This window comes from Mesorhizobium sp. BR1-1-2, from assembly GCF_020165435.1.
Taxonomy (GTDB): Bacteria; Pseudomonadota; Alphaproteobacteria; order Rhizobiales; family Rhizobiaceae; genus Mesorhizobium.
In genome coordinates this window covers 143841-168936 of sequence record NZ_JAIUID010000006.1, presented here as the reverse complement: position 1 = coordinate 168936, position 25096 = coordinate 143841, and the positions used below count along the sequence as shown (strand labels likewise).

General features: G+C 63.6%; 28 protein-coding genes and 1 other RNA gene. 10 read left to right on the top strand and 19 right to left on the bottom strand.

Going from position 1 to position 25096, the window contains the following annotated elements:
* Positions 1 to 19: 19 nt before the first annotated feature.
* From LB551_RS16115 to LB551_RS16105, 3 genes are read right to left on the bottom strand one after another with little or no spacing between them, the layout of a single operon-like run.
* Complete coding sequence (locus LB551_RS16115) at positions 20 to 541, bottom strand: GNAT family N-acetyltransferase (RefSeq protein WP_224627373.1); 522 nt, start codon at positions 539 to 541, stop codon at positions 20 to 22.
* Positions 542 to 590: 49 nt separating this feature from the next.
* The gene (locus tag LB551_RS16110; protein WP_140553552.1) at positions 591 to 902 is read right to left on the bottom strand and encodes a hypothetical protein; all 312 of its coding nucleotides are present in this window, start codon (positions 900 to 902) and stop codon (positions 591 to 593) included.
* A gap of 4 nt (positions 903 to 906) precedes the next feature.
* Entirely contained in the window at positions 907 to 1470 is a 564-nt protein-coding gene (locus tag LB551_RS16105; RefSeq protein WP_224659821.1) for an XRE family transcriptional regulator, read from the bottom strand.
* 154 nt (positions 1471 to 1624) lie between these two features.
* Between LB551_RS16105 and LB551_RS16100 the strand changes: the two genes are divergently transcribed.
* Entirely contained in the window at positions 1625 to 3457 is a 1833-nt protein-coding gene (locus LB551_RS16100) for an ATP-binding protein (protein ID WP_140553686.1), read from the top strand.
* A gap of 222 nt (positions 3458 to 3679) precedes the next feature.
* On the opposite strand, the gene LB551_RS16095 is transcribed toward LB551_RS16100, so the two are convergent.
* Both LB551_RS16095 and miaA read right to left on the bottom strand, forming a co-directional pair.
* Positions 3680 to 4471 carry a GGDEF domain-containing protein gene (locus LB551_RS16095; RefSeq protein WP_224659820.1) on the bottom strand — a complete coding sequence of 264 codons (792 nt, stop codon included), beginning with the start codon at positions 4469 to 4471 and terminating at the stop codon, positions 3680 to 3682.
* A gap of 106 nt (positions 4472 to 4577) precedes the next feature.
* Positions 4578 to 5549, bottom strand: a complete 972-nt coding sequence (gene miaA / locus LB551_RS16090) for a tRNA (adenosine(37)-N6)-dimethylallyltransferase MiaA (RefSeq protein WP_224659819.1) — start codon at positions 5547 to 5549, stop codon at positions 4578 to 4580.
* On the opposite strand from miaA, the gene serB reads away from it, so the two are divergent.
* Positions 5533 to 6420 (top strand): phosphoserine phosphatase SerB, encoded by an 888-nt coding sequence (serB, locus tag LB551_RS16085; RefSeq protein WP_224627365.1) that lies wholly within the window; start codon positions 5533 to 5535, stop codon positions 6418 to 6420. The genes miaA and serB overlap by 17 nt on opposite strands.
* Complete coding sequence (locus tag LB551_RS16080; protein ID WP_224659818.1) at positions 6417 to 6989, top strand: GNAT family N-acetyltransferase; 573 nt, start codon at positions 6417 to 6419, stop codon at positions 6987 to 6989. The genes serB and LB551_RS16080 overlap by 4 nt, the downstream gene beginning before the upstream one ends.
* A gap of 39 nt (positions 6990 to 7028) precedes the next feature.
* Here the strand turns inward: LB551_RS16080 and LB551_RS16075 are convergent, their stop codons facing one another.
* From LB551_RS16075 to LB551_RS16050, 6 genes are all read right to left on the bottom strand, one after another.
* Complete coding sequence (locus tag LB551_RS16075; protein WP_140495341.1) at positions 7029 to 8543, bottom strand: DegQ family serine endoprotease; 1515 nt, start codon at positions 8541 to 8543, stop codon at positions 7029 to 7031.
* 144 nt (positions 8544 to 8687) lie between these two features.
* On the bottom strand, positions 8688 to 8876 hold the full coding sequence (locus LB551_RS16070) for a DUF2065 domain-containing protein (protein WP_224659817.1): 189 nt from the start codon (positions 8874 to 8876) through the stop codon (positions 8688 to 8690).
* A gap of 6 nt (positions 8877 to 8882) precedes the next feature.
* Positions 8883 to 9848 (bottom strand): protease modulator HflC, encoded by a 966-nt coding sequence (gene hflC, locus LB551_RS16065; RefSeq protein WP_224659816.1) that lies wholly within the window; start codon positions 9846 to 9848, stop codon positions 8883 to 8885.
* Positions 9848 to 10969, bottom strand: a complete 1122-nt coding sequence (gene hflK / locus LB551_RS16060) for an FtsH protease activity modulator HflK (RefSeq protein WP_140495337.1) — start codon at positions 10967 to 10969, stop codon at positions 9848 to 9850. The genes hflC and hflK overlap by 1 nt, the downstream gene beginning before the upstream one ends.
* A 166-nt stretch (positions 10970 to 11135) precedes the next feature.
* Positions 11136 to 11654 (bottom strand): dihydrofolate reductase, encoded by a 519-nt coding sequence (locus LB551_RS16055; RefSeq protein WP_224659815.1) that lies wholly within the window; start codon positions 11652 to 11654, stop codon positions 11136 to 11138.
* The gene (locus LB551_RS16050; RefSeq protein ID WP_224659814.1) at positions 11654 to 12664 is read right to left on the bottom strand and encodes a DUF4424 domain-containing protein; all 1011 of its coding nucleotides are present in this window, start codon (positions 12662 to 12664) and stop codon (positions 11654 to 11656) included. Before LB551_RS16050 ends, LB551_RS16055 begins: the two co-directional genes overlap by 1 nt.
* Before the next feature lie 124 nt (positions 12665 to 12788).
* Here LB551_RS16050 and cobF point away from each other — a divergent pair, with 124 nt between their 5' ends.
* The gene (cobF, locus tag LB551_RS16045) at positions 12789 to 13553 is read left to right on the top strand and encodes a precorrin-6A synthase (deacetylating) (RefSeq protein ID WP_140553534.1); all 765 of its coding nucleotides are present in this window, start codon (positions 12789 to 12791) and stop codon (positions 13551 to 13553) included.
* Between the two features lie 66 nt (positions 13554 to 13619).
* Here cobF and LB551_RS16040 read toward each other — a convergent pair whose 3' ends face one another.
* The 6 genes from LB551_RS16040 to LB551_RS16015 all read right to left on the bottom strand — a co-directional run bounded on the left by LB551_RS16040 (position 13620) and on the right by LB551_RS16015 (position 18801).
* Positions 13620 to 13961, bottom strand: a complete 342-nt coding sequence (locus LB551_RS16040; protein ID WP_140554456.1) for a winged helix-turn-helix domain-containing protein — start codon at positions 13959 to 13961, stop codon at positions 13620 to 13622.
* Between the two features lie 92 nt (positions 13962 to 14053).
* A complete protein-coding gene (modC, locus tag LB551_RS16035; RefSeq protein WP_224659813.1) occupies positions 14054 to 15166 on the bottom strand; it encodes a molybdenum ABC transporter ATP-binding protein in 1113 nt (370 codons plus the stop codon).
* Positions 15163 to 15867 carry a molybdate ABC transporter permease subunit gene (modB, locus tag LB551_RS16030; RefSeq protein ID WP_224659812.1) on the bottom strand — a complete coding sequence of 235 codons (705 nt, stop codon included), beginning with the start codon at positions 15865 to 15867 and terminating at the stop codon, positions 15163 to 15165. The genes modC and modB overlap by 4 nt, the downstream gene beginning before the upstream one ends.
* Positions 15868 to 15882: 15 nt before the next feature.
* A complete protein-coding gene (gene modA / locus LB551_RS16025) occupies positions 15883 to 16677 on the bottom strand; it encodes a molybdate ABC transporter substrate-binding protein (RefSeq protein WP_224659811.1) in 795 nt (264 codons plus the stop codon).
* A gap of 680 nt (positions 16678 to 17357) precedes the next feature.
* Positions 17358 to 18152: a thymidylate synthase gene (locus LB551_RS16020; RefSeq protein ID WP_224659810.1), complete on the bottom strand. Its 795-nt coding sequence runs from the start codon at positions 18150 to 18152 to the stop codon at positions 17358 to 17360.
* A 337-nt stretch (positions 18153 to 18489) separates the two neighbouring features.
* Positions 18490 to 18801, bottom strand: coding sequence for a DUF2853 family protein (locus LB551_RS16015; protein WP_140554449.1), 312 nt, complete (start codon positions 18799 to 18801; stop codon positions 18490 to 18492).
* Between the two features lie 168 nt (positions 18802 to 18969).
* Between LB551_RS16015 and ssrA the strand changes: the two genes are divergently transcribed.
* Positions 18970 to 19330, top strand: a transfer-messenger RNA (tmRNA) gene (ssrA, locus tag LB551_RS16010).
* Between the two features lie 115 nt (positions 19331 to 19445).
* Complete coding sequence (locus LB551_RS16005; RefSeq protein WP_224659809.1) at positions 19446 to 19997, top strand: AAA family ATPase; 552 nt, start codon at positions 19446 to 19448, stop codon at positions 19995 to 19997.
* A 47-nt stretch (positions 19998 to 20044) separates the two neighbouring features.
* Here the strand turns inward: LB551_RS16005 and LB551_RS16000 are convergent, their stop codons facing one another.
* Complete coding sequence (locus tag LB551_RS16000) at positions 20045 to 21250, bottom strand: multidrug effflux MFS transporter (protein WP_224659808.1); 1206 nt, start codon at positions 21248 to 21250, stop codon at positions 20045 to 20047.
* 187 nt (positions 21251 to 21437) lie between these two features.
* Between LB551_RS16000 and LB551_RS15995 the strand changes: the two genes are divergently transcribed.
* The 4 genes from LB551_RS15995 (at position 21438) to LB551_RS15980 (ending at position 23239) form a co-directional block, all read left to right on the top strand.
* Positions 21438 to 22127, top strand: coding sequence for a TetR/AcrR family transcriptional regulator (locus LB551_RS15995; RefSeq protein ID WP_224659807.1), 690 nt, complete (start codon positions 21438 to 21440; stop codon positions 22125 to 22127).
* Between the two features lie 133 nt (positions 22128 to 22260).
* On the top strand, positions 22261 to 22794 hold the full coding sequence (locus tag LB551_RS15990) for an SspB family protein (RefSeq protein WP_140554444.1): 534 nt from the start codon (positions 22261 to 22263) through the stop codon (positions 22792 to 22794).
* Between the two features lie 18 nt (positions 22795 to 22812).
* On the top strand, positions 22813 to 23010 hold the full coding sequence (locus tag LB551_RS15985; protein ID WP_140639163.1) for a DUF4169 family protein: 198 nt from the start codon (positions 22813 to 22815) through the stop codon (positions 23008 to 23010).
* A 7-nt stretch (positions 23011 to 23017) separates the two neighbouring features.
* Positions 23018 to 23239, top strand: a complete 222-nt coding sequence (locus tag LB551_RS15980; protein ID WP_140648729.1) for a ribbon-helix-helix domain-containing protein — start codon at positions 23018 to 23020, stop codon at positions 23237 to 23239.
* 12 nt (positions 23240 to 23251) lie between these two features.
* On the opposite strand, the gene LB551_RS15975 is transcribed toward LB551_RS15980, so the two are convergent.
* Positions 23252 to 25045 (bottom strand): chloride channel protein, encoded by a 1794-nt coding sequence (locus tag LB551_RS15975; RefSeq protein WP_140554440.1) that lies wholly within the window; start codon positions 25043 to 25045, stop codon positions 23252 to 23254.
* Between the last annotated feature and the right edge of the window lie 51 nt (positions 25046 to 25096).

The window sequence follows — 25096 nt, the reverse complement described above, 5'->3', positions numbered from 1 at the left end:
GCCGTCTCCGGCATGAGGGTCACCGGCCGATGCGCTTCCAGTAGATGAGCGTGCCGGTCAGCCCGCCATGGGGCTTCAATGCATAGTCCGGTATTTCCCCGGTCAGCGTGAAGCCCAGCCTCTCATAGAGCCCGGACGCCCCCTCTTCGGTCGCCGTATCCAGAACCAGAAGTGTGCGGCCCCTCTCCACCGCAAGGGACTCGGCCACTTGCATCAGGCGGGTCGCCACGCCTTTGCCTCGACGATCGAGGCGCGTCATCAGCTTGGCGATCTCGGCCCGGTGCGGCTGGTTGGGCGGACAGTCGAGCAGCAGCGTGACCGTGCCGACCAGCGTGTCTGCCTCCCACGCCCCAAGCACCACCCGCTCGCCTCTTGCGGCCGCCGTCAGCGACGTGTCCCAGAACCTGCGGGCGGTTTCCGGCGCCAGCGGATGCATGAAGCTCACCGACCCGCCCGCGGCAACCGTTTCGACCAGAAGATCGCCAAGCAACGCCTGTGTTCGCGCGTCCTGCGTCAACATTCTGATCTCGATGGAATGCATGCTCGTTCTGCCTGGCTGAGATGGAAGGATCGATATGGTCGAACTGGCGTCAATCGAAAGCGCTGAATCGCCTTCGCTTGCGTGCCGCCTTGATCGCGGCGATGCGTTCGGTGTCCTCTTCCTGAAGGTGGCGTCCACGCTCGAGGAGTTCGAGCGTGTATTCCTCATAGGTGAGTCCCAGCCGTTCCGCCTTGTCCACGCGCATCAGCATGACGTCGCGGCTCGGTGCTTTCCACGCCTTGGCATGCGCGGCCTGCCAGGCCAGGAAAACATAAGGATCGCCCTTGCCCCATGGCGGCCCCTTGTAGTCGTCGAGCGGCGGTCCCCCATTGTGGGAGCGCTTCGGACGTGTCGCGGCCATGATGTCAGCCCCTGACCAGCGCGACGAGGTAGTCGGCGCCCGCCTCGAGTGCATGGAAGGTGCAGTCCGACGGCGCGCCGAGCGCCAGACAGTCGCCGGGCTCGAGCCTGTGCACCAGATCGCCCTCGGTGAATTCGAGCCGTCCGGAGATCAGCCATATCTGCTGTTTGATGAAAGCGTAGGACGCCGCGGGCAGGCTGACCTTGGCGTCCGCCGGCAGATGAACCCTGATCAGTTCGAGCGGCATGTCGCCGGCCGGCGAAAGATGCCGCCTGACATAGCCCGTGTCGGGATCGCGCCAGACGGGCTGCGCGTCAGCCCGCAGCAAGCCCCCACCCTGCAATTCCGCGCGTGCGATAAGGGTCGACAGCGTCATGCCGAAGGCCGCGGCGATCCGCACCAGGAGGGCTGCCGTCGGGCTGGTCATGCCGCGCTCGATCGTGCTCAGCATGGCTTTGGAGACGCCGGAGCGCTCGGCGAGCTCGGCCAGGGACCAGTCCCGTATCGTCCTCTCGGCGTGTATCCGTCTGCCGATTGTCGAGGAGATGTCGTTCGCTATATCATCCATCCGTCTATTATAGCGAAAACCGATCGCTGGAAAAGAGCCTTGTCGCGACAATTTTCGCCGGCTTCTTAATCCTCCCTACACCATCCGGCCACACTCGACCTTAACCCCGTTCCCGTAGGCTTCGACGTGAGGGAAAATGGGGATTGGCCTGTCCATGTATGTCGAACGCGAAGCCTCCGTCGGAGAACCGACATCGCAGGAGCGCCGCAACGCCGAACAGAACGACAGGCGCATCCTGGGCAATGTCGTGCAATGCGACGGCGCGCGGGCCACCATCAGCGCCTTTGCGGATGACGTCGACGGCGCGGTGACCGGCCTGTGGACGGTCGGCAAGATGATCTCGGTCAATCTCGGCACGACGCGCACCGTCGGCCTGGTCTATGCGATCGGCAAGTCGGATCGCGCCTGGAACAGCGAAGGCCAGAACGCCATCGAAGTCAGCATCGAGCTGATCGGCGAAGTGCGCGACGGCGCCGAACCCGGCTCCAAGCCGATCTTCGACCGCGGCATCACCACCTATCCCCATATCGGCGCCATCGCGCACCGCATCCGCAGCCGTGACCTGCAGGCCGTCTACGATCTGGCCGGACGTCATTCGATCACCATCGGCTCGCTGTCGCAGGATGAGGCGATCGCTGCCAACATCGCCATCGACGACACGCTGGCGCGCCACTTTGCCATTGTCGGCACCACCGGCGTCGGCAAGTCCACCGCTGTTTCGCTGCTGCTGCGCAAATCGATCGCGGCGCGGCCGGATCTGCGCATCCTGATCCTCGATCCGCACAATGAATTCGCCGCGTCGCTGCCCGAATATTGCGTCAAGGTCGATTCCAAGACGCTCGACCTTCCGTTCTGGATGTTCCGGCTCGAGGAATTCGCCGAGGTTCTGTTTCGCGGCCGAGAGACCGTGCCCGACGAGATCGATGCGCTGCGCGATCTCATTCCGCTCGCCAAAAACCTCTATCGGAACCCCAATTCCGGTGCCTATCTCAGGCGCGGCAGCGATGCGCTGACCGCCGATACGCCAGTGCCCTACCGCATTGCCGATCTGCTCAAGCAGATTGACGAGCGTATGGGCATGCTCGAAAGCAAGAACGAGCGCCCGACGCTCAAATCGCTGAAGACGCGCATCGAATCGGCGGCAGCCGATCCGCGCTACCGTTTCATGTTCAACTCGCGCCTGATCGAGGACACCATCCACGAGACGATCGGCAACATCTTCCGCGTGCCGCATAACGGCCGCCCGGTGACCTGTTTCGAAATGGCCGGCATGCCGTCCGAAGTGGTCAATTCCGTCTGTTCGGTGCTGGCGCGCCTGGCGTTCGACCTTGCGCTGTGGAGCGAGGGCAAGCTGCAGCTCCTATTGCTGTGCGAAGAAGCGCACCGCTACATGCCGGCCGATGCACGCCTCGGCTTCGCGCCGACAAGGCACGCGCTGTCGCGCATTGCCAAGGAAGGCCGCAAATATGGCTGCTATCTCGGCGTCGTCACCCAGCGCCCGGGCGAACTCGACCCGACCATCCTGTCGCAGTGCTCGACCTTTTTCGCCATGCGGCTCGCCAATGAGCAGGACCAGGCGATCATCCGCTCGGCCATCGCCGACTCGTCCGCCTCCACGCTTGCTTTCCTGTCGTCCATGGGCCAGCGCGAAGCGATCGCCTTCGGCGAAGGCGTGGCGACGACGATGCGGCTGAAGTTCGAGAGACTGCCGGCTGAACTGATCCCCGGCACGGCCAAGCGCGAACAAGCCATGTCGTCGAAAACCGGCGACGATGTCGATCTGGTGACGATCGTGGAACGGCTTCGCAACGTTCCAAAGCCGCAGCAGCAGGCGATGGCCTTTGCCGAAGTGGTCGATTCTGGCCGCCAGGCTGGCGATCCCGACTACCGCAAGCCGCCGGCCGCACGCGTGCAATCGGACGATGATTTCGACATGCGCTACGGCCTCAAGCCCGCCACATTCGGCATGCGCCCCCAGAACGATTGAGCCTGCAAGCTCTCTGACGACCGGCCGGGAAGCCGCACACAAGCTTCCAAGGGCTTCACATCATCGAACCAGCTTGGTTAAATCCCGAAAGGGAATTCATCAGGCCGGATTGGATGGCGTGGTTTTCGGGAAGCCGGAGCGGAGCGGACATTCAGTCCGTGAGCGCCGGAAGTCGAGAAAGCCGCGTCAGGCAACCGGCCTCATGAATTCTTCTTCGGGATTTCAGGCGCAGACGCGGTTGCGGCCCTGCCTCTTGGCCTCGTAGAGCTGGCGGTCGGCGCGGCGATAGAATTCTTCCGCCGTCTCTTTGCGGTCCCAGACGGCAAGGCCGACGCTGGTGGTGATCTTGAGCCGGACATTGCCCGAGAGAACCGACATGTTGGCGATCGCCTTGCGGATGCGCTCGGCGAATTTCGACAATAATTCCGCCTCCATGTTGGGTGTGACCACGGCGAATTCCTCACCGCCCAATCGCGCCACCACGTCATGGTAGCGCGTCATGTCCTTGAGACAGCTGGCGACGGCCTTGAGTACCTCGTCGCCGACGTCGTGGCCATGTGTATCGTTGACCTGCTTGAAATGATCGAGGTCGAGGATCATCAGCCCGACGGGTTTCTCGATGCGTTTGAACTCTTCGAGATATTCCTTCAGCGCGTCGTCGAAATAGCGCCGGTTCTGCATGCCGGTCAGGCTGTCTGTCAGCGCCGCATGTTCGAACGTCTCGGAGCGGGCGCTCAGCGACACGGTCATGGCGCGCAGCTTGCCTTCCTCCGTCGCCTGCTTGCGGATCAGCGGGTAGATGAAGAAGATGCCGAAGAACAGCGCGGTCGCGAGCAGCACGCCCGTCGCGAAAAGCAGCTTGTTGAGGTAGATGACCTTGTCCAGGCCGGCGGCCGTGTGCAGTTCGGTGACAAAGGATTGCAGCAGTCCATAGGCATGCAGCGTCACCAGGCCGGCGGCCAGGATCACGAAGATAAAGACGAAAAACGCCGATTCCGCCTTGTGGAAACGCATCTGCTCCCCGATGGAAAAATGCCCGTCGACCTTATGGCATGGCGAGCCTTACGGAGGGTTAATTTCGACAACCACAACGAGACCCTTTCCGTGAAGGATCAGCTTTCTAGGTTGCATTAGCAACAAGCGTTTGGATCGTGGTTTCGATATCGTCACCAGGGTGCAATCTTTGCCATTCCGGTCCTAGCTGGTGCCGAAACCAGGTCGTCTGCCGCTTGGCATATTGCCTGGTTGCGATCTTGGCGCGCTCGATCGCCTCGGGAAAACCAGATTGTCCGGCCATTGCCGCTTGCAGTTCACGAACGCCGATCGCCTTCATCGCCGGCAATTGCGGATCGAGACGAAGCGATGCGAGTTCCCTGACTTCGTCCAGCGCGCCCTTGGCCAGCATCTGGTCGAAACGCCTTTCGATGCGTCCGACCAGCGCGGCCCGGTCCGGCTCGATGACGAAGAAGCGAGCCGTCTGTCTGTCGATGAGCGGACGGCCCCGCGCGGCCTGCCAGTCCAGGATGGAGCGGCCGGAAGCGTCGAGCACTTCGAGCGCCCGCACGATGCGCTGGCTGTCGGTCGGCTTCAACTGGGTGGCGGCCCTGGAATCCTCTCGCAGCAGGATGCCATGCAGTTTGACGGCGCCTTGCTCCTTCAACTCGTAGCGCCAACGGTCGCGCACCTGCCGCGGAATGTCGGGCATTTCCGAAATGCCCTCGGCCAGCGCGCGAAAGTAAAGGCCGGTGCCGCCGACGAAGATCGGTCGCCGCGAGAGCGCGCCGTCTTCGATCAGCTTCGTCACGTCGCGCAGCCACGCGCCGGTCGAGTAGGCGATGCCGGGATGGACATGCCCATAGAGATAATGCGGTGCCCGAGCGAGGTCGGCCGCCTCCGGTCGGGCGGTCAACACGTCGAGAACCGAATAGGCCTGCATGGAATCGGTGTTGACGATCACGCCGCCGGCACGTTCGGCCACATCGAGCGCCAGCGCCGACTTGCCGCTGGCGGTCGGCCCGGCTATCAGGATCGCGTTCTTCACGCGGCCTTCGCCCGCATCCGCACCGGAATTATCGATGCCGCTTGTTGCCACGCTTGTTTCCCATCCCGCCGATCGTGCCTTGTCGCCATCGCTTGCGAATATGGCCTCACGGTCGGTGGGCGCAAGCACTGTTCGCTGGCTGGCCGAAGACATTGCCTGCGATCTCGCACTGCCGGCGAGTACGCAAGCCGACGAGGCGACCGCCGGTCTGCGCGCGGCGCTGGCCGCCGAGCCGATCGACGTGATCGTCCAGCAGTCGGCAACGCGCCGCAAGAAGATCCTCATCGCCGATATGGATTCGACCATGATCGACCAGGAATGCATCGACGAGTTGGCCGACGAGATCGGCGTCAAGGAGCACGTCGCGGCGATCACCGCACGATCGATGAATGGCGAGATCGCCTTCGAGCCCGCCCTGCGCGAGCGCGTGGCGTTGCTCAAGGGGCTCGATGCGGCCGTGGTCGATCTGATCGTTGCCAACCGGTTGACATTGGCCTCCGGCGGCCGCGCGCTAGTGCAGACGATGCGGGCCAACGGCGCCTGGACCGCACTGGTCTCGGGCGGCTTCGAGGTCTTCACCTCACGCATCGCCGCCATGCTCGGCTTCCATGAAAACCGCGCCAACCGCCTGCTCGAACAGGATGGCTTCTTTGCCGGGCTGGTCGGCGAGCCGATCCTCGGCCGCGCCGCCAAGGCCGAGGCGCTGATCGAGATCACGGCGCGTCTCGGCCTCACCCCGGCCGATGCCATTGCCGTCGGCGACGGGGCCAATGATCTCGACATGATCCGCCTTGCCGGCACCGGTGTTGCGCTGCATGCCAAACCGATGGTGGCCGCACAGGCAAAGGTTCGCATCGACCATGGCGACCTGACCGCATTGCTCTATCTGCAAGGCTATAGGCAGGAAGAATTCGTGCAATGAAGCCTATGCGCACCGAACGCCTGATCCTGCGCAACTGGGAGGATCGCGACCGCGAGCTGTTCCACCGCATCAATTCCGACGAACGCGTGATGGAGTTCTTCCCCTTCCGTCGCGACCGTGCCGCAGCCGACGCCAAGATGGACGAATTGCGGGCCATCATCGATCGGGACGGCTATGGCTTCGCCGCCGCCGAGATCGCCGCGTCAGGTCAATGCATCGGCTTTGTCGGGATCACCGGGACCGACCATCTGCCATTTCTACCCGCCGGCACCGTCGAGATCGGCTGGCGGCTGGCGCCCGAATTCTGGGGCAAGGGCTATGTCACGGAAGCTGCCGAGGCATGGCTGGCCTACGGCTTCGAAAAACTCGGCCTTGGCGAGATCGTCTCCTTCGCGGTCGCGAACAACCACCGCTCGACCGCCGTCATGGAGCGCCTCGGCATGACAGCCGATCCATCCGCCGATTTCGACTATCCCGACACTCCCGACAGCCACCCCGCGCTCAAGCGGCATGTGTTCTACAGGCTGACGAACAAGGATTGGCGGGCAAGAAAAAGGGCGGTTCGCTAACCGCCCTCCTCAATCAGATTGTTGCAGGCTGTGCCGGATTCAATCCATCCGGATGGTCACAAACCTCAGCTCACCGGTCTTGGACGCCAGCATCAGCAGTGCGTTCTTGCGTCCCTGCTCCTTCAGCGCGCCGATCCGATCCATCACATCCTTGGGCGTGGCGACCGATTCCTGCGCGATTTCGGTGATCACCTCGCCCGGCTGGATGCCGCGTTCAGCCGCGGCCGAGTCCTTGGCAACATCGGTGATGACGACGCCCGAAACATCGGCGGCGATGCTGAACTTCTTGCGCGTATCGTCGTTCAGTTCGCCGACGGTCATGCCGAGCACCGAGGCCGTCGAAACCGCCGGCGCCTTGTCGCCCTTGTCCTGGTCGGTGTTGCCGTTTTCGCCGCTGGCGAGCTTCTCGCTGTCCTCGAGCCGGCCGAGTGTCACCTTCACCGTCTGCTCGACACCCTTGCGCACGATCAGCACGTCGACCGCCTTGCCGACCGGGCTCTCCGCGACCACACGCGGCAGGTCGCGCATTTCGTGGATGTCCTTGCCGTCGAACTTGATGATGACGTCGCCGGCCTGGATGGTGCCGTTGTCGACCGGTCCACCCTTGATGACGCCGGCGACCAGCGCGCCCTTGGCGGTCGCCATGCCGAGGCTCTCGGCAATATCGTCGGTCACCGGCTGGATGCGCACGCCAAGCCAGCCGCGCCGCGTTTCGCCATATTGGCGCAGTTGCTCGACAACGCCCGATGCGAGCTGCGAGGGGATGGAGAAGCCGATGCCGATCGAGCCGCCGGACGGCGAAATGATCGCCGTGTTGATGCCGATGACCTCGCCGGCGCTGTTGAACAGCGGCCCGCCCGAATTGCCGCGGTTGATCGCAGCATCGGTCTGGATGAAGTCGTCATAGGGGCCTGAATTGATGTCGCGGTTACGCGCCGAGACGATGCCGACCGTGACCGTGCCGCCGAGGCCGAACGGATTGCCGATCGCCATCACCCAGTCGCCGACGCGCATCTTGGTGGAATCGCCGAACTTCACCGCCGTCAGCTTGTGGCCCTTCGGATCAACCTTGAGCACCGCGACATCGGTCTTGGTGTCGGTGCCGACCAACGTCGCCTTCAGCGTGACTCCATCGGAGAAATTGACCTCGATATCGTCGGCATCGGCGATGACATGGTTGTTGGTGACGACGATGCCCTGCTCGGCGTCGATGACGAAACCGGAGCCGAGCGACTGCACTTTCTGCGAGCCATTGTCCTTGTCGCCGCCGCGGTTCTTGAAGAAATCGTCGAAGAAATCCTGGAATGGCGAGCCTTCGGGGAGCTGCGGCATCGGCACCGCGCCCGGACCTTCCGTGCCCTTCACCGTCTGCGAGGTCGAGATGTTGACCACCGCGCCGAGCAGGCCTTGCGCCAGGTCGGCCACCGAAGCAGGCCCATCGGCGGCCATTGTCGGCGTCACGAAGGCTGGAACGGCCACGGTGCCCAGAAGAAGCGCTGCCGCGCCGGCGACGAAAGTGCGTCGAGCCGCGCGCAAAAGGGTGTTGGATGTCATCGAGAAGCCTCCCGGCATTTCTGAAAGAGAAAAGCGCTTCGACGAAAACGCCGTGTCGCGCCATGATGGCAAGAAATAAGGCACGTTTGCGGCTGTGGCTATCGGCAGAGTGTAAATCCCGCGTTATTGCGCAAACCGCCGCTCCTATCCGCCGCGAACCAGCCAGACGACGCCGACGCCGGCTCCGATCGCCACCAGCCCGGCAATCCGCAATGCATTCTCCGGCAATGACAGCACCTCGCCCGCCAGCTTCCTGGCGAAGCCGGGAAAGCCGCCATAGACCAGGCCCTCGATGACGAGGACCAGGCCTATTGCCGCGAAGAAATCCTGCACCGGCCGCTACTGGCCGGTGCTGGGCGATACCGCGGGCGCCGTCGCCGGCGCGGCAGGTGCCGGCTGCGGAGCCGCCGGCTTTGCCGGCGCCTCCTTGCCGTCAGGGTCGCGGAAGAAACGGAAGAACTCCCAATTCGGCGACAGCACCATTGTCGTGCCGGTGTTGTCCAGCGCCGTGCCATAGGCGTTCATCGACCGGTAGAAGTCGAAGAACGCCGGATCGCGCTGATAGGCCTCGGCGAAGGTGGCGCTGCGCTGCGCCTCGCCCTCGCCGCGCAGGATTTCGGACTCCTTCTGCGCTTCCGCGATGATCTCGACCACCTCACGGTCGGCGCGGGCCTTGATGCGCTGCGCCGCCTCGTTGCCGCGCGCCCTCAGCCTTTCGGCCTCGGCCAGACGTTCGGCCTTCATGCGATCGAAGGTCTGCTGCGAGACTTCGGCGGTGAGGTCGGTGCGGCGGATGCGGACATCCTCGATCTGCAGGCCGAGCGAGGTGGCGTCGGGCCGTAGCTGATCGCGCACTTCGCGCATCATTACCGCGCGCTCCTCCGAAAGGGCGGCCTCGAAGTCGCGCAGACCGTAGACCCGGCGCAAGGCAGCGTCGAGACGCGTCCTCAGCCGCGCTTCGGCGAGCTCGATCTGGCCGGAAACGGCGGCACGGAAGACACGCGGATCCGAGATTCGGTATGCGATGAAGGCATCGACCTCATAGAACTTGCCGCCCGAGACCTGGACGCGGATGTTGTCGAGGTCGAAGCGCAGCACCCGGTTCTCGATCAGCTGCACCGTGTCGGCGTCGAAGAACGAGAACGGCGCCTTGAAGTAGATGCCGGGTTCGGTCTTGACGTCGACAATCTCGCCGAACCTCAGCACCAGCGCCTGCTGGCGCGCATTGACCACGAAGACCGACGAATAGATGAGGAACAGGATGACCGCCGCGATGACGACGATGACAGGGAGACGGTTGGCCATCACTGGTTACCTCCCGTCGTCGCGCCAAGGGGGGCCGGAGCCGGCGCTTTCTGCTGCAATGCCGGCAGCGGCAGATAGGGGACAACCCCCTGCCCGTTGCCTTGCTCGACGATCACCTTACCGGAGTCCTTCAGCACCTTCTCCATCGTTTCCAGGTAAAGCCGCTTGCGCGTCACATCGGGCGCCTTGGCATATTCGTCATAGACGGAGATGAAGCGCTGGGCCTCACCTTCGGCCTCCTGCACCACCCGGTTCTTGTAGGCGGCCGCGTCTTCGCGGACCTGTGCGGCCTCGCCGCGAGCCTGGCCGAGCTTCTGGTTGGAGTACTGGTTGGCCTGCTCGACAAACTTATCCTCGTCTTGCTCGGCGCGCTGCACCTCGTCGAAGGCGTCGGCGACCTCACGCGGCGGCGCCGCGTCCTCGATCGAGATGGCGTTGACCTGGAGCCCGGCCTTGTAGCCGTCGAGCGTGGTCTGGATGATCTCGCGCACCGAAGCCGCTATGCCCTGGCGGTCGTCACGGAAGATGTCCTGCGCCGGCCTGCGGCCGACGGCCTCGCGCATCGCGCTTTCGGCGACCTGCCGCAGCATGCCGTCCGGGTCGGAGACGTCGAACAGATAGGCGCGGGGATCGGAGACCTGATAGGCGACCGAGAACTGCACGTTGACGATGTTCTGGTCGCCCGAAAGCATCAGCCCTGACGTGTTGCCGCTGGACGCGCCACCGCCAATGTCGACGAGCTGCTCGGAAATCTTGGCCGTTTCTACGGTTTCGAGCGGCCACCAGTGGAAATGCAGGCCGGGCTGCGACAGTTCGGCCTTCGGCTTGCCGAAGCGCAGCTCGACCGCGACCTCGTCGGGCTGCACGGTATAGACTGCCTGGAACGCCCACAGCACGACCAGCGCCGCGCCGATCAGCCCGAATATGGCCGGACTGGCGCCGCCACCGCCGGGCAGCGCGCGCCGCAGCCTGTCCTGGCCACGGCGGATGATGTCCTCGAGGTCGGGAGGCGAGCCTTGCGGGCCGCTTGGCCCCTTCGGTCCCTGCCCCCAGGGCCCCTGATTGTTGCCGCCGCCGCCCCATGGGCCGCCGCCACCGCCACCTTTGTCGTTCCAGGGCATGAATGTCCTTTCGCTTGGAATTCCCTCAAGCGCCGGTGCTGTGGCGCAAATCCAGTCTTGTTCTTCTATAGGGACGCCACCGTGCGCTTTCAACGCGATGCTCTGCCGGCATCATCGGTTTTGGACCCGTCGCGACCCTTTGTCGTCTTAAAACGCGTTTTTTCTTTCAATGGCTCTCGCGGCGTCGCTCGTAAACCGTATAGCGCGTCGCGTGGCTGTCCTTTTCGCCGGCCGGGATCTCCTGCGAACTGACTTCGCGCCAGCGTTTCGGATCGATCGGCGGGAAATGCGCATCGCCGTCGACAGCGGCCAGCACATGGGTGACGTGCAGCCGGTCGGCCAGCGGCAGCGCTTGCGCATAAATCTCGCCGCCGCCGATGACGCAGACCTCATCCACCCCGCTCATGCAACGCCCACGCACATCGGCCAGTTGGATCGCGTTCTCAAGCGTATGCGCCACTTCCACGCCGTCAGCGCGCCAGGCCTGGTCGCGGGTTACGACGATGTTGAGCCTGCCCGGCAGCGGCCGGCCGATGCCTTCATAGGTCTTGCGGCCCATGATGATGGGCTTGCCCATCGTGTCTGCCTTGAAGCGCTTGAGATCGGTGGAAAGCCGCCAGGGCAGCCCTCCGTCCCGCCCGATGACGCCGTTCTCGGCGATGGCGACATAGATTGCCACGTGCATCAGTTGCCGTTCCCGTTGTCCGTTGGATCGAGGATGAGGATGTCGATGTCGCGCTCGGGATAGAAATCCTCAGCCGTCATCTCGAAGCTCGTCGGCCCGACCTTCCTGACATTGTCGCCGCAGAACGAGACCAGCGCTTTGGGGTTGCCCTTGTCGACGGTCAGCTTGAACTTGCCGATGCTGCCCGCCGCCCAGTTGCCGCCGGTGGTCAGGATATAGGCGATGCGGCTTTCGTAATATTTGGGGTAGCCGTCGGGATCGTTCTTGGCAGCCTTGCGCACCGCGCTCTCGAACGTGTCATCCATGCAGTAGCGGGTCTTGTAGGTAGCGTACTGCCCCTGGAACTTGCCGTCGTAGAAGAAGCTGACCGACGAGGTGCCGCCGACGCTCGGTTTGTAGCGGTGCGAGACATGGACGTCCTTGTTGGCCGGAAAGGTCGAGCGCCACCAATAGGTCGGGCGCAATTGCCAGAACGGTGCATAATTGGGTTTCGCGCCAGCGCTGTCATCGACAGTGTCCTCGATGATGATGCCGCGGGTGACCCAATCGTCGGCCACCGTTTGCGGCAGTTTCGCGAGCGCCGCCTTTGCCGCTTCACCAAATGGGTTGAAAGGCACGTTCTGCGCCTTCAGGTCGGCACCGATGTCGATGCCGAGCGCGAACGCCTTCTGCTCGAGCTCAGGCTTTGCTGCCACGCCATCGATCGTCACCTCGAAGCCGAGGAAATTGTCGCTCTGGTTTTCGGGGATCGCCGGCATCTCCTCGGGATCGCCGGAGATGTCGGGCATTGGGAAGGCGACGATCGCGTCGACGTCCTTGTCGGTGTTGTTGTGGAAGACGTAGTCCACGGTCACCTTTTCCGGCGAGATGAAGAGCTCCTCGCTCTGCATCGCCACGGCATCGCTGCGCGACAGGACCAAGCCGCCGGTGCCGAGCTCGGCAACAGAATCATTGGCGAACGCGGGTGCGGCCGACAAGGCCAGCACCGTGGTCAGAACATATCGCAACATGAAAGCCCCTCGGCGAGAATGTCGCGATGACCCTAGCGGTTTCAACGTGGCGTTTCAAAGCCCTTCCGCATCCGCGCCACGCCAGTCTGGACTAAAGGGTTGCGATCGGGCAGGAGTTCGCGTCATGCGCAAGCTTCTCGTCATCGGCATCGGCGCCGGCAATCCCGACCATATGACCGTGCAGGCCATATCAGGCCTCAATCGGGCCGACGTGCTGTTCATCCCCGACAAGGGTGCGAAGAAGAACGATCTTGCCGAACTGCGCCGTCACATCTGCGACCGTTTCGTCACCAACCCGAATTCCCGCCGCGTGGAATTCGACGTGCCCGTGCGGGCCGAACCAGCGCCTTCCTATCGCTCGACTGTCGATGACTGGCACGAGGCGATCGCGGCCATCTATGAAGACCTGATCCGCGACGAGATCGCCGAGGACGGCTGCGGCGCCTTCCTGATCTGGGGCGACCCCTCGCTCTACGACAGCGCGCTGCGCATCCTGGAGCGCGTGCGCCTCAGGGGCAACGTCGCCTTTGAACTGGAAGTTATTCCCGGCATCACGGCCATCCAAGCGCTCGCCGCCAGCCACGCGACGGCGTTGAACCGTATTGGCGATTCGATCCTCATCACCACCGGCCGCCGGCTGACGGATGAAGGCATGCCGCAGAATGCCGGCAGCGCTGTCGTCCTGCTCGACGGCAAATGCGCCTTCAACACGCTCGCCGACCGGGACCTTTTCATCCAATGGGGCGCCTATCTCGGCACGCCGGACGAAATCATCGTCTCCGGCCGCCTCGGCGATGTCGGCGCCGAAATCGAAAGAATCCGCGAGGAAGCCCGCCGGAAGAAGGGCTGGATCATGGACACCTATTTGCTGCGGAAGGGAGGGGAGTAAAATTCCAACGCGCCGAGTTGGTCTGCCCTACTGCCCTACTGCCCTACTGCCCTACTGCCTTACTCTCTACCCCGCCTCAATCTCCGCCTGCAACGCCTCCATATGTGTGGCGGCAGCCGAAGCCGCCGCGCGTTCGATGGCGCGGAAACGGCTGACCACGGCCAGGCCCACCGCCGTCAGTTGCGCGCCGCCGCCCTTGCGGCCGCCGGTCTGCGCGGCCACCAGCGGCTTGCCGAACACCCGGTTCATGTCCTCGACCAGGTCCCAGGCATGCTTGTAGGACATCTCCATGCCGCGCGCGGCGGCCGAGATCGAACCGAAGGCGGCGATTTGCTCTAGTAATTCGATCTTGCCTGGCCCGATGCGCCCGTCGGGGTCGAGGTTTATCCGCAAGCTTAGCGACGGCATTTTCTTCCTCCGCGATCACGCCCGCCATGTTAGAGCGTCCCTGGCGGCCTCGCTATTCCAAATCGATATAGCGCAGAGACCCGCTCGTCGTTTCAGCCGTCCGCCTGCGCGGGGAGCCCGCCCCCGGTGTTTGCCTGGTCGAAACTCACCGTCTTGATCACGGCGAAGACCTGTCCGCCGAGCCGCAGCTTCAGAACCTGCCGCGACTGTTCGGTGACCCGTGCCAGCACGGTCGCGCCGTTGCAGTCGATGCCGATCTCGACCGTCGGCCCCTCGCCCGGCCTGATCGCGACGATCGTGCCGGCCAGGATGTTGAGCGCGCTGAGACCTGACGGCCGTTCGGTGGCGATCATAACGTCGCGGGCGCGGACGCGGATACGCACCGGCGCGCCCACCATCGCCGCCAGCTTGGGCACGCGTATCTCGCCGGCATTCGAGCCAAGCACCGTCATGCCGAAAACCTCGTCATGATGAAGTACGCTGGTGTCCAGCACCGCGCCGCCCTCGCCGCGCTCCTCCGCCGGCAGAAGGTCCGGCCTTTGCATGACAGTCGTGGTCGGGCCACTGGCGGCAAGCTTGCCTTGCGCCAGCATCACCACGTCGCTCGCCAACCGCGCCACCTCGGCGATCGAATGGCTGACATAGACGATCGGGATCTTCGTCTCGTCGCGCAGCCGCTCGACATAGGGCAGGATTTCGGCCTTGCGCGCCTCGTCGAGCGAGGCCAGCGGCTCGTCCATCAGCAACAGCCGGGGGCTGGCGAGCAGCGCCCGGCCGATCGCGACGCGCTGTCTCTCGCCGCCCGAGAGCTTTGCCGGCCGCCGCGGCAGCAGCGGCTCGATGCCAAGCAATTCGACGACGGCGTCGATCTCAACATAACGCTCCGCCGCCGGCGTGAACCAGCGGCCATAACGCAAATTGCTCGCCACGCTCATATGCGGAAACAGGCGCGCGTCCTGGAACACCATGCCGATCCGGCGCCTGTGCTTCGGCACGAAAACACCCTTGGCCGTGTCGACCAGCACACGGCCATCGACTTCTATGCGTCCCTGGTCGGGCCGGATCAGCCCGGCAATCATATTGATCAGCGTGGTCTTGCCCGAACCGGAGGGCCCGAACAGCGCCGTCAGCCGCCCGGCGCTCTCGAAGCGAATGTCGAGATGGAAATCGCCGAGCCGATGGCGGGTGTCGACAAGGACCGTCATTCGATGTCCATCCGCCGGCCGACGCGCCGCGCCAACACTTCCGAGGCCACCAGGGCGGTCATCGAGATGACGATCGAGATCAGCGTCAGCCGAAGCGCGCCGGCATCGCCGCCCGGCACCTGGGTGAACGTGTAGATTGCCGACGGCAGCGTCTGCGTCTCGTTCGGGATGTTGGAGACGAAGGTGATCGTCGCTCCGAACTCGCCCATCGCCTTGGCGAAGGAGAGGATGGCGCCGGCAATCAGCCCGGGCAGGATCAGCGGCAAGGTGATGGTGCCGAACACCCATGGCGGGCTGGCGCCGAGCGTTCCGGCCGCCGCCTCCATCTTGCGGTCGACGGCCTCGATCGACAATCGGATCGCCCGCACCATCAGCGGAAAACCCATGACGCCGCAGGCAAGAGCCGCACCCGTCCAGCGAAAGGAAAAGACGATGCCGAAATGCTCGGCCAGGAATGCGCCGGCCGGCCCGCGCTTGCCGAAGGTCAGAAGCAGGAGATAGCCGGTCACCACGGGCGGCAGGATCAGCGGCAAATGCACCAGCCCGTTGAGCAGCGTCTTGCCCCAGAAACGGCCCCGCGCCAGGAGCAGCGCTATCGCTATGCCCGGCGGCAGGCTAGCGATCATCGCCACTGTCGCCACCTTGATGGACAGCCGGACCGCATTCCATTCGTCGGGAGTGAGGTCCAGCAGCCAGTTCATGCGCAGGTGGCTATCCTAGTTGACGGGCGCAAGGACCGTGAAACCCTGCTCCTTGAATAGATCCGATGCCTTTGCCGTCCGCAGGCACTTCAGGAAGGCAGGCGTGTCCTTGTCCTTCGAATCCGCGGTCTGGGCAACCGGATAGATGATCGGCGGATGCGAATCCTCGGGGAAAACACCAACGACCTTGACGCCCTTTTCGGCATGCGCGTCCGTGGCGTAGACGATGCCGAGAGCCGCTTCGCCCGTCGAGACCAGCTTGAGTGCCGCACGCACATTCTCGGCCTGCGCCACCTTGCCCTCGACCGAGGACCAGACGCCGAGCGATTCAAGGGCGGCCTTGCCGTATTTGCCGGCCGGCACAGCCTTGAAGTCGCCCATGGCGAGCTTGCCGTCGCCGACCAGCCTGGCCAGATCAAAACCCTTTTCGATCTTGGCTTCAACGGCCGAATCCTTCGGCGCCACCAGCACGATCTGGTTGCCGAGCAGCTTCACTTCGGTATCGGGCTTGGTCAGCTTCCTGTCGGAAAGATACTTCATCCAGTCGAGATCGGCCGAGATGAAGACGTCCGCCGGCGCGCCGCTTTCGATCTGTTTGGCGAGCGCCGAACTCGCCGCGTAGGAGATGGTCGCCGCTTCGCCGACATCAGCCGCGCAGGCTTTGTTGACCGCGTCGAGCGCGTCCTTGAGGCTGGCGGCCGCAAACACCACCACCTGGCCTTGCGCGCGAGCCGCCGACACTGCCGCCGTCCACGCCGCCGCGAAGCCGCCAATGGCGACCGCCGTCACTGCAAAACCGTTGCGCGTCATGAAACTCTCCCTGAGTTGACATTCGGCCCGGCTCGAAGTCTGCCATCCGATATATCCATATGAATATAACAAGGAAAGGTTTTTCGCTCAGCGTCGCCATTGAATGCGCGGCGTCATCGCGACCTGCGATAGACCAGCACGGATACAGCGAAGGCAGAAGAAGACCTTTGGGCGACATGCATTGGTACGATTGATCGGCGTGTAGACTGTGCCTTCAAAGCTGTCGCCGCCGCGATCTATTGGGAGAGGCGAGGCAATGTCTAAATGCAGATAAGTGTGTGTCGAAACAAGCCTTCCGGCGTCTTCACCATCCGCACTTTGCAGACATACCGCGTCTCGCTTGATATGGCGCTTGCGGGAAGGTCATTCCCCTCTGCGTCAGCGGGCTTGCAAGTCGCGCGCGGACAGTGTGGTAGCTTAGCAGCTGGATCATCGCAGAACGGCTTCATGCTGTTGTTGATGCATTCACACCCGCACTCGGCAAATGCGTGGGCATTGAAAGCGAAGACAAAGACGAGCGCAAATACCGCTGCTGGCAATCGCATGGACGCCTCCCCCGGAAATCTCCTGCCGTGAGGGTAAGGTCGACCGATCTCGTCGAAAAGATATCAAAACGACGTATCGGCGAGGCCATCGCCACGGCCGCGAGAGATCAGGCCGGCAACCACTGCGCCGGCGGTTCAGACCGCGATCGGCGCCTTGATCGTCGCGTCGGCGACATAGTTTTCCAGCCGGAAATCCTCGAAGCGGAAGGCGAAGAGATCCTTCACTTCAGGGTTGATCCACATGGTCGGCAGCGCTCTCGGCGTGCGCCGCAACTGCTCGCGTGCCTGCTCGAAATGATTCGAATAAAGATGCGCGTCGCCGAGCGTATGGACGAAGTCGCCGGGCTTCAGGCCAGTCACCTGCGCCACCATCAGCGTCAGCAGGGCGTAGGAGGCGATGTTGAACGGCACGCCGAGGAAGATGTCGCCCGAACGCTGGTAAAGCTGGCAGGAAAGCCGGCCTTCCGAGACGTAGAACTGGAACAGGCAATGGCATGGCGGCAGCGCCATCGCCTCCACCTCGGCCGGATTCCAGGCCGAAACGATTAGCCGCCGCGATTGAGGATTGCGGCGTATCTCCTTCAGAAGATTGGTTATCTGGTCGATCGACCCGCCATGGCCGTCCGGCCAGGAACGCCACTGCTTGCCGTAGACGGGGCCAAGATCGCCATTCTCGTCAGCCCACTCGTCCCAGATGGAAACGCCATGGTCGGTAAGATATTTGATATTGGTTTCGCCGGCCAGGAACCACAGCAGCTCATGAATGATCGACTTTAGGTGCAGCTTCTTTGTGGTGGTGACGGGAAAGCCGCGCGCCAGGTCGAAGCGCATCTGGTAGCCGAAGACGGAGCGCGTTCCCGTGCCGGTGCGGTCGCCGCGGTCGGCGCCGTGGTCCAGCACGTGCTGCAAAAGGTCGAGATACTGGCGCATCGGTTCGGCTCGATTCGGTTATTTCGTCATCATAACCGATACACAGGTGACCGAATACCACAAAGCGGCGCGAACGTTGCTTGCCCTACCACCCTTCCGGCCGTTGGCGCTGCCCGTCACCTGCGTGCCGGCGTCCTCTCCCCGCATGCCGGGGAGAGGAGTGCCGTCGTGGACGATTCGCCAATCGCCAGCGTTGCGAGATTAGCGCCAGTGCTGTGGCTGCCCCTTTCTCCCGATACGGGGAGAAATGCCATGCAGGGCAATGACGGGCGGCGCCGACGCCGGCAAGTTAAAAATCAGACCGCCTGCTGCCAGCCTTGCAAATCGCAGCGACCCGTCAGAGCGAACCGAGCTTTCCCAGGTCCTTGGCAACGAGGTAGTAAAAAGTCACCCGATTCTTGGTGTTGTCTGCGGCCATCGCCTTGCAGGTCTTCTCGATCGCGGCATCTGCCTTCGCCGCATCGGCGACGCCGAGCTTCTTGCCGACCCAGTTTTCCCGGACGCGCTCGAGCTCCTTGGGATCGGTGCAGGACACCAGCGAGGAATCGCGGTTCCTGAGCGCGATGCCCAGATGCTTGACGATCTTCTCGACAGTTTCGGCACTCGCCGCGGCGTCGTATTTCTTCACGTCTGCAAGATAGTCGGCCATCAAAATTCCCCTCGTCGGCGCCACGGATCCGGTCGATGAGGGCTGTGGCGCGCTCCGCAACTCGTGCGCTCGGTCGGTAACTCCTCACCGCGGCAAAGCTTCGGTTGAGACCGTTCCCAAGTCAACCCTGCCGCGTCGCATTTTGACACAGGGACAAAGCACGATTGCGGTCTTTCATTTCTGGCGATGGCCCCCTATATTCGCTTGGTCGGCTTGACCGACTATGGCGATAAACTGGCGATGAAATAAGCCGTTCGGACCCGGGGGCGGTACCCGGCGCCTCCACCAAAAACCGCTCTGAAAGACGGAGCGGCTTTTGCTGGGGGCGAAATAGGATCGACGAAGGTGTAAAGATCGTACTTTTGCCCGGCATTGTACCACCGTCATCGGGCTAAACTTATAGTTGCCAACGACAACTATGCGGAAGCACGTCTCGCTGCTTAATGCAGTGCGATAGCTTCAAATCAAGCCCTAGGGGTTCGCACTTCTAGGCGGGGTTCGGAGGTACCTGGCAACAGAAACCTCCACTTCTCCCCTGTTTCATCTGCATCACGCGCAACGGCACCGTCGCGCCGGCCGGACTTCGTTCGGCCCGTGGGAGGCGACGCAGCGGAGCCGCGTGCCTCCTTCGACACGGGTAAAAAATGCAAAACAATTCCGACCGATTCTTCGTGCTGACCGGCGGTCCGGGCTCCGGCAAGACCACCTTGATCGAAGCCTTGCGGCAAAAAGGCTTCGCCACCTCGATCGAGGCCGGACGCGGCATCATCCGCGACCAGTCCGCCATTGGCGGCCCCGCCTTGCCCTGGAACGATCGCACATTGTTTGCCGAATTGATGCTGTCCTGGGAGATGCGCTCGTACCAAGCCGCGATCGAACAGGAAGGACCGGTCTTCTTCGATCGTGGCGTGCCCGACACGCTGGGCTATCTCCGCCTCAGCGGCCTGCCCGTGCCCGGGCACGTCGGCCTTGCAGCGAAGCGCTTCCGCTACAACCCCCGTGTCTTCGTTGCCCCGCCCTGGCCCGAAATCTTCGCTCAGGATGAAGAGCGCAAGCAAACCCTGGACGAAGCCGAGCGCACCTATCGGGCACTGGTCGGCGTCTACACCGAACTCGGCTATGAACTGGTACCGCTGCCTCTGGCACCGGTCGACGCCAGGCTGAAATTCGTGCTGGCCGAAACGCGATTGGCGTGAAAAAGGCCGGGATCGACCCGGCCTTTTTTCATTCTGTTGACGATCGATTACTCCGCCGGCGCCTCGACTGCCCCGCGCGAGCGGCCGAGCGTGACCTTGGCCAGCGTGAACGAAATCACCGCGCAGAGCGTGATGCCGGCGACCATCGGCAGCGGCGTGCCGTCGAAGAAGATGCCCGCGACACCCATGGCGAGCGCACCGATGGCGAAGTGCAGCGTGCCCATCAGCGCCGAAGCCGTGCCGGCGATCTCGCCATGCTCTTCCATGGCCAGCACCGAGGTGGTCGGAATGACCAGGCCGAGGAAGCCGTAGCCGACGAACAGCAGCGCCGCCATCACATCCAGCCGGTCCACGCCGGAAGCCATGATCGCGAACAGTGCCACCATCGTCGTGGCGTAGCCGGTCACCGCCACCCACACCACGCGCTTGAGCCCGAAACGCTCCGAAAGCACGCCTGTGAGCTGCGACATGCCGATGAAGGCGACGGCATTGATCGAGAAGAACACGCTATAGACCGAAGGCGACAGGCCGTAATGGTCGATCAGGATGAAGGACGAGCTCGACAGATAGACGAAGAAGCTCGCAATGCCGAAGCCCGCGATCGCCACCAGGCCGAGGAAATTGCGGTCGCCCATCAGGAAACGGTAGCCTGCAAGGGCGGTGCCGAAGGAAGAGCCGGCGCGTTCCTCAACCGGCCGCGTCTCTTTGAGCGAGGTCGCGAGCAGGATGGTTGCGAGCACCGCCGCGGCCGTCACGGTCCAGAACACGGCGCGCCAGCCGAAACTCTCGATGATCTGGCTGCCGGTCAGCGGCGCCAGGATCGGCGACACCGAGAACACCAGCATCAGCAACGACATCAGCTTGGCTGCTTCATTGCCGGTGTGCAGGTCGCGCACGATCGCGCGCGGAATGGCCATGCCGGCGCTGGCGCCAAGGCCCTGCAGGAAACGGAAGGCGATCAGCCATTCGATGGTCGGCGCCAATGCCGAACCGATGCCGCCGACCATGAACAGCGCAAGACCGCCGTAGAGCGGCAGCTTGCGTCCGACCATATCGGAGATCGGCCCGACGACGATCTGGCCGAAGCCCATCGACAGGAAGAAGATCAACAGGCTCATCTGCACCGCGGCGGTGCCGGCGTTGAGATCCGCGCCGATCGAGGGCAATGCGGGCAGATACATATCGATGGCGAAAGGGCCGATGGCGGACAACAGGCCGAGCACGACCGCGATGCGGAGGAATTTGGGACTCATGATAAAGGCTTCTTTCGAATCTGGTTGCCGCCGCAACGGCGACGTCTGACCCCAGGACGTTCCATCCCGTGGGATTCCGACTCTCCGAGAGCGAATTGTTCGCCTGTCCAGAGGTGAACCCCTTATACTGTGTCCACAAATTTAGACAGTCTTGTCTAAATCGTCAATCGCCTCTATATAGATTTTCATGAGACCGGGCGTTTCTCCTGACAGTTTCCCGCCACGCAGCCACGAGGCCAAGCGCATCTCGGTGGTCGACGCCGCCGCTTCCGTGTTCTGCCGCGAGGGCTTTGCCGGCGCCAACATCGACCTGATTGCTGCCGAGGCGGGTGTCTCGCGCCAGACCGTCTATAACCACCATGGCGACAAGGAGAAGCTCTTCATCGCCGTGGTCCGCGATCTCACCGAGCGCTGCAATGCCGGCATCTTCGCCACCATCGCCACGTTCCCGGATCAGCCCAGCGATCTGGAAGCGGATCTCATCGGTTTTGCCGTGCGACTGAACCAGAACTGCATCTGCAATCGCGACGGAAAATTCCTGCGCAAACTGATCCAGACCGAAGGCGAACGCTATCCCGAACTGTTCGCCGAATGGCGCGAACAGGGCCCGGGGCGGACCTGGCCGGCAATCGCCGCCCGCTTCGCCCGCCTTGCCTATGGCGGTTACCTCGCGATCGACGATCCCGACGTCGCGGCGCGGCAGTTCCTCGGCCTCGTCAATGCTGAATTGCAGACAACCTTCATGCTCGGCGGCACTCCGGCCGAGGACGAGGTTGTGCAATCGGCGACAAATGGCGTGCGCACCTTCCTGCGCGCTTTCGGCAAGCGCCCCTCCGCGGCCAGCGTCAAGAAACACGCCGCGCTTGCGAACGCGTGACATTTGCGGGTGACGCGCGATCAAATCTCGGCAATCGTCCTCGCTTCCTCGCGGCGGCGGTCTATATGCGGTTTACGCCGCGCTCAAGCTTGATTACAGCTATGCGGACGATTCAACGGAACCCGACCGCCACATGGCCGACGACCACATCCGCTACGACATTCTGGCCCAGGAGGCGTTGCGCGGCGTCATGCGCAAGGTCCTGGCCGAGGTCGCGCGCACCGGCCTCCCCGGCAACCATCATTTCTTCATCACTTTCCTGACCGGCGCGCCGGGCGTGCGCGTGTCGTCGCGGCTGCGCGAGCGCTATCCGGAGCAGATGACCATCGTCATCCAGTTCCAGTATTGGGACCTGAAGGTCACCGAGACCGGTTTCGAGGTCGGGCTCTCCTTCTCGGACGTGCCGGAAAAACTCGAAATCCCGTTCTCGGCCGTGCGCGGCTTCTACGATCCGTCGGTCAACTTCGAACTCGAATTCGACGTCAAGACCGAAGGCCAGTCAGATGACGAGCTGGCTTCCCAACCGGCACCCGAACCGCTCGCCATCGTCACCGAGAAGAAGCCGAAGGCGGAGAAGAAGACCGCCGAACCCGAGAAGAAGGCGGCCGATGCCGATGCCGCCAAGGGCGCCGAAGTCGTCTCGCTCGACGCCTTCCGCAAGAAATAAGCCTTCGGGTCGCACGTCATGGCCGACATCGTCAATCTGCGCCAGGCCCGCAAGCAGAAGGCAAGGCTGGAGAAGGAGCGCACTGCCAGCCAGAACCGCGCCCTGTACGGCCGCTCCGGGGCAGAGAAGGAACGCGACCGCCTGGTTGCCGAGAAGGCCGAGTCTTTCGTCGCGGGCCATCGGCGTCAACCGTCGCCCGATCCGGACCCCAAATGAGCTTCAGGTGAGCCCGGTCGAAAAACGCTCGGTGACGATCCGGGGCCACCGCACCAGCTATTCGCTCGAAAAGCCTTTTTTTGACGACCTTGTCGCCATCGCCGTCGCGCGCAATCTGACCCTTGCCGCGCTGGTCGCGGAAGTCGACGAAAACCGGCCGCGCGACACCAATCTGTCCTCGGCGCTCCGGATCCATGTACTGGCCTGGGCGAAGCGCGGCCGCGCCTGATGCCAGGCTCCGTCAGACAGCGCTTTCCTGTTTCCCGCGGCGGGTGCCGAACCCCAGCAGGGCCGTGCGATCGCGCTCTTCCGCCTGCTTTCTGGACCTGACGCGCATCAGGTCCTTCCAGCCGACGTAACCGACCAGCGTTCCGTCGTCGCGCGCCACGACCGGCAGATGCGACACGTTGGCCATCAAGAGCTTGTCCGACAAGCCTTCCAGATATTCATCGGGATAGGCAAGCGTCACCTTGCTACCGGCCAGCAAGTCGCCAAGCGTCGTCGTGCGGTGCTTGCCGGCGCGCCGCCAGCGCAGGATCGCCGGCGGATCGATGAGGCCGAGCACCTGCCTGTTGCCGTCAATGACCGGGAAGCTCGGATGACGCGTCTCCGGCGCGGTCAGGAACGCCGCTGCGCCATGCAGCGTCATCGTCGCCGGCACGCTCTGGACTTGCGTGGTCATCACTTCGTTCACCCTGGTCAGCGCGAACGGATCGACCCGGTATTCGCGCACCAGATGATGCCCTCGCCTGGCGATCTTCTCGGTCAGGATGGAACGTTTCATCAACAACACCGTCACCGCATGGGCGGCGGCGCAGGCCGCGATCAGCGGTACCAGCACATGCGTGTTGCCGGTCAATTCGACCGCGAAGAAGGTCGCCGTCAGCGGCGCGCGCATCGTGCCGCCCATGGTCGCCGCCATCGCCAGCAGCGCCCAGAAGCCGGGATCGGCCGCCGGCAGGAAGCCGGCCAGCACCGCGCCCATCGCGCCGCCCATGATCAGCAGTGGCGCCAGCACGCCGCCCGAGGTTCCCGAGCCCAGCGCCACCGACCAGATGACGGCCTTAACGACCAACAGGAGGAGTGCCGCCGTCGCGATCGTACGGCCGTCCAGCATGTTGGATATGTTATCGTAGCCGACGCCGAGCGCCTGCGGCTCGATCAGGCCGCCAATGCCGACGACGAGGCCGCCGAGCATCGGCCACCACATCCAGTGGATCGGCAGCTTCTGGAAACCGTCCTCGCAGGCATAGACCATCTGCGTCAGCAAGGCAGACAGGAGGCCGGCGGCAACGCCGATCAGAACCCAGCCGCCAAGACCGGCAAAGGAAATCGCCATGCCGCCCTGAAACGGAAAGATCGGTCCCGGCATGTGCAGCATGGTGCGCTCGACCTCCGCCACGATGGCAGCGACCGCCACCGGAATGAAGCTGCGCGGCGTCCATTCGAACAGAAGCAGCTCCACTGCCAGCATAATGGCGGCGATCGGCGTTCCGAACACGGTGGTCATGCCCGCAGCGGCGCCCGCCACCAGCAGCGTCTTGCGCTCATTGTCGCTGACCGGCAGCATCTGCGCGATCAGCGAGCCGATGGCGCCGCCGGTCATAATGATCGGGCCCTCGGCGCCGAATGGTCCGCCGGAGCCGATCGAGATCGCCGACGACAGCGGCTTCAGCACTGCGACCTTGGCGTCCAGGCGCGAGCGCCCGAGCAGGATCGCTTCGATCGCTTCGGGAATGCCGTGGCCACGGATCTTCTCGCTGCCGTAGCGCGCCATCAGGCCGATGATGAGTGCGCCGATCACCGGCACTGCGACGGCGGCATAACCGAGCGGCGTGTCCTCCAGCTTCAGATCGGCGAGCGTGAACTGACCGAAATAGGCGACGTTGGTGGCGAGCCGGATCAATTTCAGCAGAATGATGCCGGCAAACAGCCCGGCCGTCGCCACCACCACCGCGATGCCCGCGATCAGCAACACCCTGGCGTCGGTGGTGAAATCGCGCAGATGTCCGGGACTGCCCTGTTCGGTCTTCATTGCCTGCCTGCTTTCCGTGGCGTGTCGCTGTTGGAGGATCGGCAAACCTTC

Coding starts and splice junctions, on each gene's coding strand:
- LB551_RS16115 (WP_224627373.1), bottom strand. CDS start 541: ATGCATTCCATCGAGATCAGAATGTTGACGCAGGACGCGCGAACACAG.
- LB551_RS16110 (WP_140553552.1), bottom strand. CDS start 902: ATGGCCGCGACACGTCCGAAGCGCTCCCACAATGGGGGACCGCCGCTC.
- LB551_RS16105 (WP_224659821.1), bottom strand. CDS start 1,470: ATGGATGATATAGCGAACGACATCTCCTCGACAATCGGCAGACGGATA.
- LB551_RS16100 (WP_140553686.1), top strand. CDS start 1,625: ATGTATGTCGAACGCGAAGCCTCCGTCGGAGAACCGACATCGCAGGAG.
- LB551_RS16095 (WP_224659820.1), bottom strand. CDS start 4,471: ATGCGTTTCCACAAGGCGGAATCGGCGTTTTTCGTCTTTATCTTCGTG.
- serB (WP_224627365.1), top strand. CDS start 5,533: ATGCCGCTTGTTGCCACGCTTGTTTCCCATCCCGCCGATCGTGCCTTG.
- LB551_RS16080 (WP_224659818.1), top strand. CDS start 6,417: ATGAAGCCTATGCGCACCGAACGCCTGATCCTGCGCAACTGGGAGGAT.
- LB551_RS16075 (WP_140495341.1), bottom strand. CDS start 8,543: ATGACATCCAACACCCTTTTGCGCGCGGCTCGACGCACTTTCGTCGCC.
- hflC (WP_224659816.1), bottom strand. CDS start 9,848: ATGGCCAACCGTCTCCCTGTCATCGTCGTCATCGCGGCGGTCATCCTG.
- hflK (WP_140495337.1), bottom strand. CDS start 10,969: ATGCCCTGGAACGACAAAGGTGGCGGTGGCGGCGGCCCATGGGGCGGC.
- LB551_RS16055 (WP_224659815.1), bottom strand. CDS start 11,654: ATGCACGTGGCAATCTATGTCGCCATCGCCGAGAACGGCGTCATCGGG.
- LB551_RS16050 (WP_224659814.1), bottom strand. CDS start 12,664: ATGTTGCGATATGTTCTGACCACGGTGCTGGCCTTGTCGGCCGCACCC.
- cobF (WP_140553534.1), top strand. CDS start 12,789: ATGCGCAAGCTTCTCGTCATCGGCATCGGCGCCGGCAATCCCGACCAT.
- LB551_RS16040 (WP_140554456.1), bottom strand. CDS start 13,961: ATGCCGTCGCTAAGCTTGCGGATAAACCTCGACCCCGACGGGCGCATC.
- modC (WP_224659813.1), bottom strand. CDS start 15,166: ATGACGGTCCTTGTCGACACCCGCCATCGGCTCGGCGATTTCCATCTC.
- modB (WP_224659812.1), bottom strand. CDS start 15,867: ATGAACTGGCTGCTGGACCTCACTCCCGACGAATGGAATGCGGTCCGG.
- modA (WP_224659811.1), bottom strand. CDS start 16,677: ATGACGCGCAACGGTTTTGCAGTGACGGCGGTCGCCATTGGCGGCTTC.
- LB551_RS16020 (WP_224659810.1), bottom strand. CDS start 18,152: ATGCGCCAGTATCTCGACCTTTTGCAGCACGTGCTGGACCACGGCGCC.
- LB551_RS16015 (WP_140554449.1), bottom strand. CDS start 18,801: ATGGCCGACTATCTTGCAGACGTGAAGAAATACGACGCCGCGGCGAGT.
- LB551_RS16005 (WP_224659809.1), top strand. CDS start 19,446: ATGCAAAACAATTCCGACCGATTCTTCGTGCTGACCGGCGGTCCGGGC.
- LB551_RS16000 (WP_224659808.1), bottom strand. CDS start 21,250: ATGAGTCCCAAATTCCTCCGCATCGCGGTCGTGCTCGGCCTGTTGTCC.
- LB551_RS15995 (WP_224659807.1), top strand. CDS start 21,438: ATGAGACCGGGCGTTTCTCCTGACAGTTTCCCGCCACGCAGCCACGAG.
- LB551_RS15990 (WP_140554444.1), top strand. CDS start 22,261: ATGGCCGACGACCACATCCGCTACGACATTCTGGCCCAGGAGGCGTTG.
- LB551_RS15985 (WP_140639163.1), top strand. CDS start 22,813: ATGGCCGACATCGTCAATCTGCGCCAGGCCCGCAAGCAGAAGGCAAGG.
- LB551_RS15975 (WP_140554440.1), bottom strand. CDS start 25,045: ATGAAGACCGAACAGGGCAGTCCCGGACATCTGCGCGATTTCACCACC.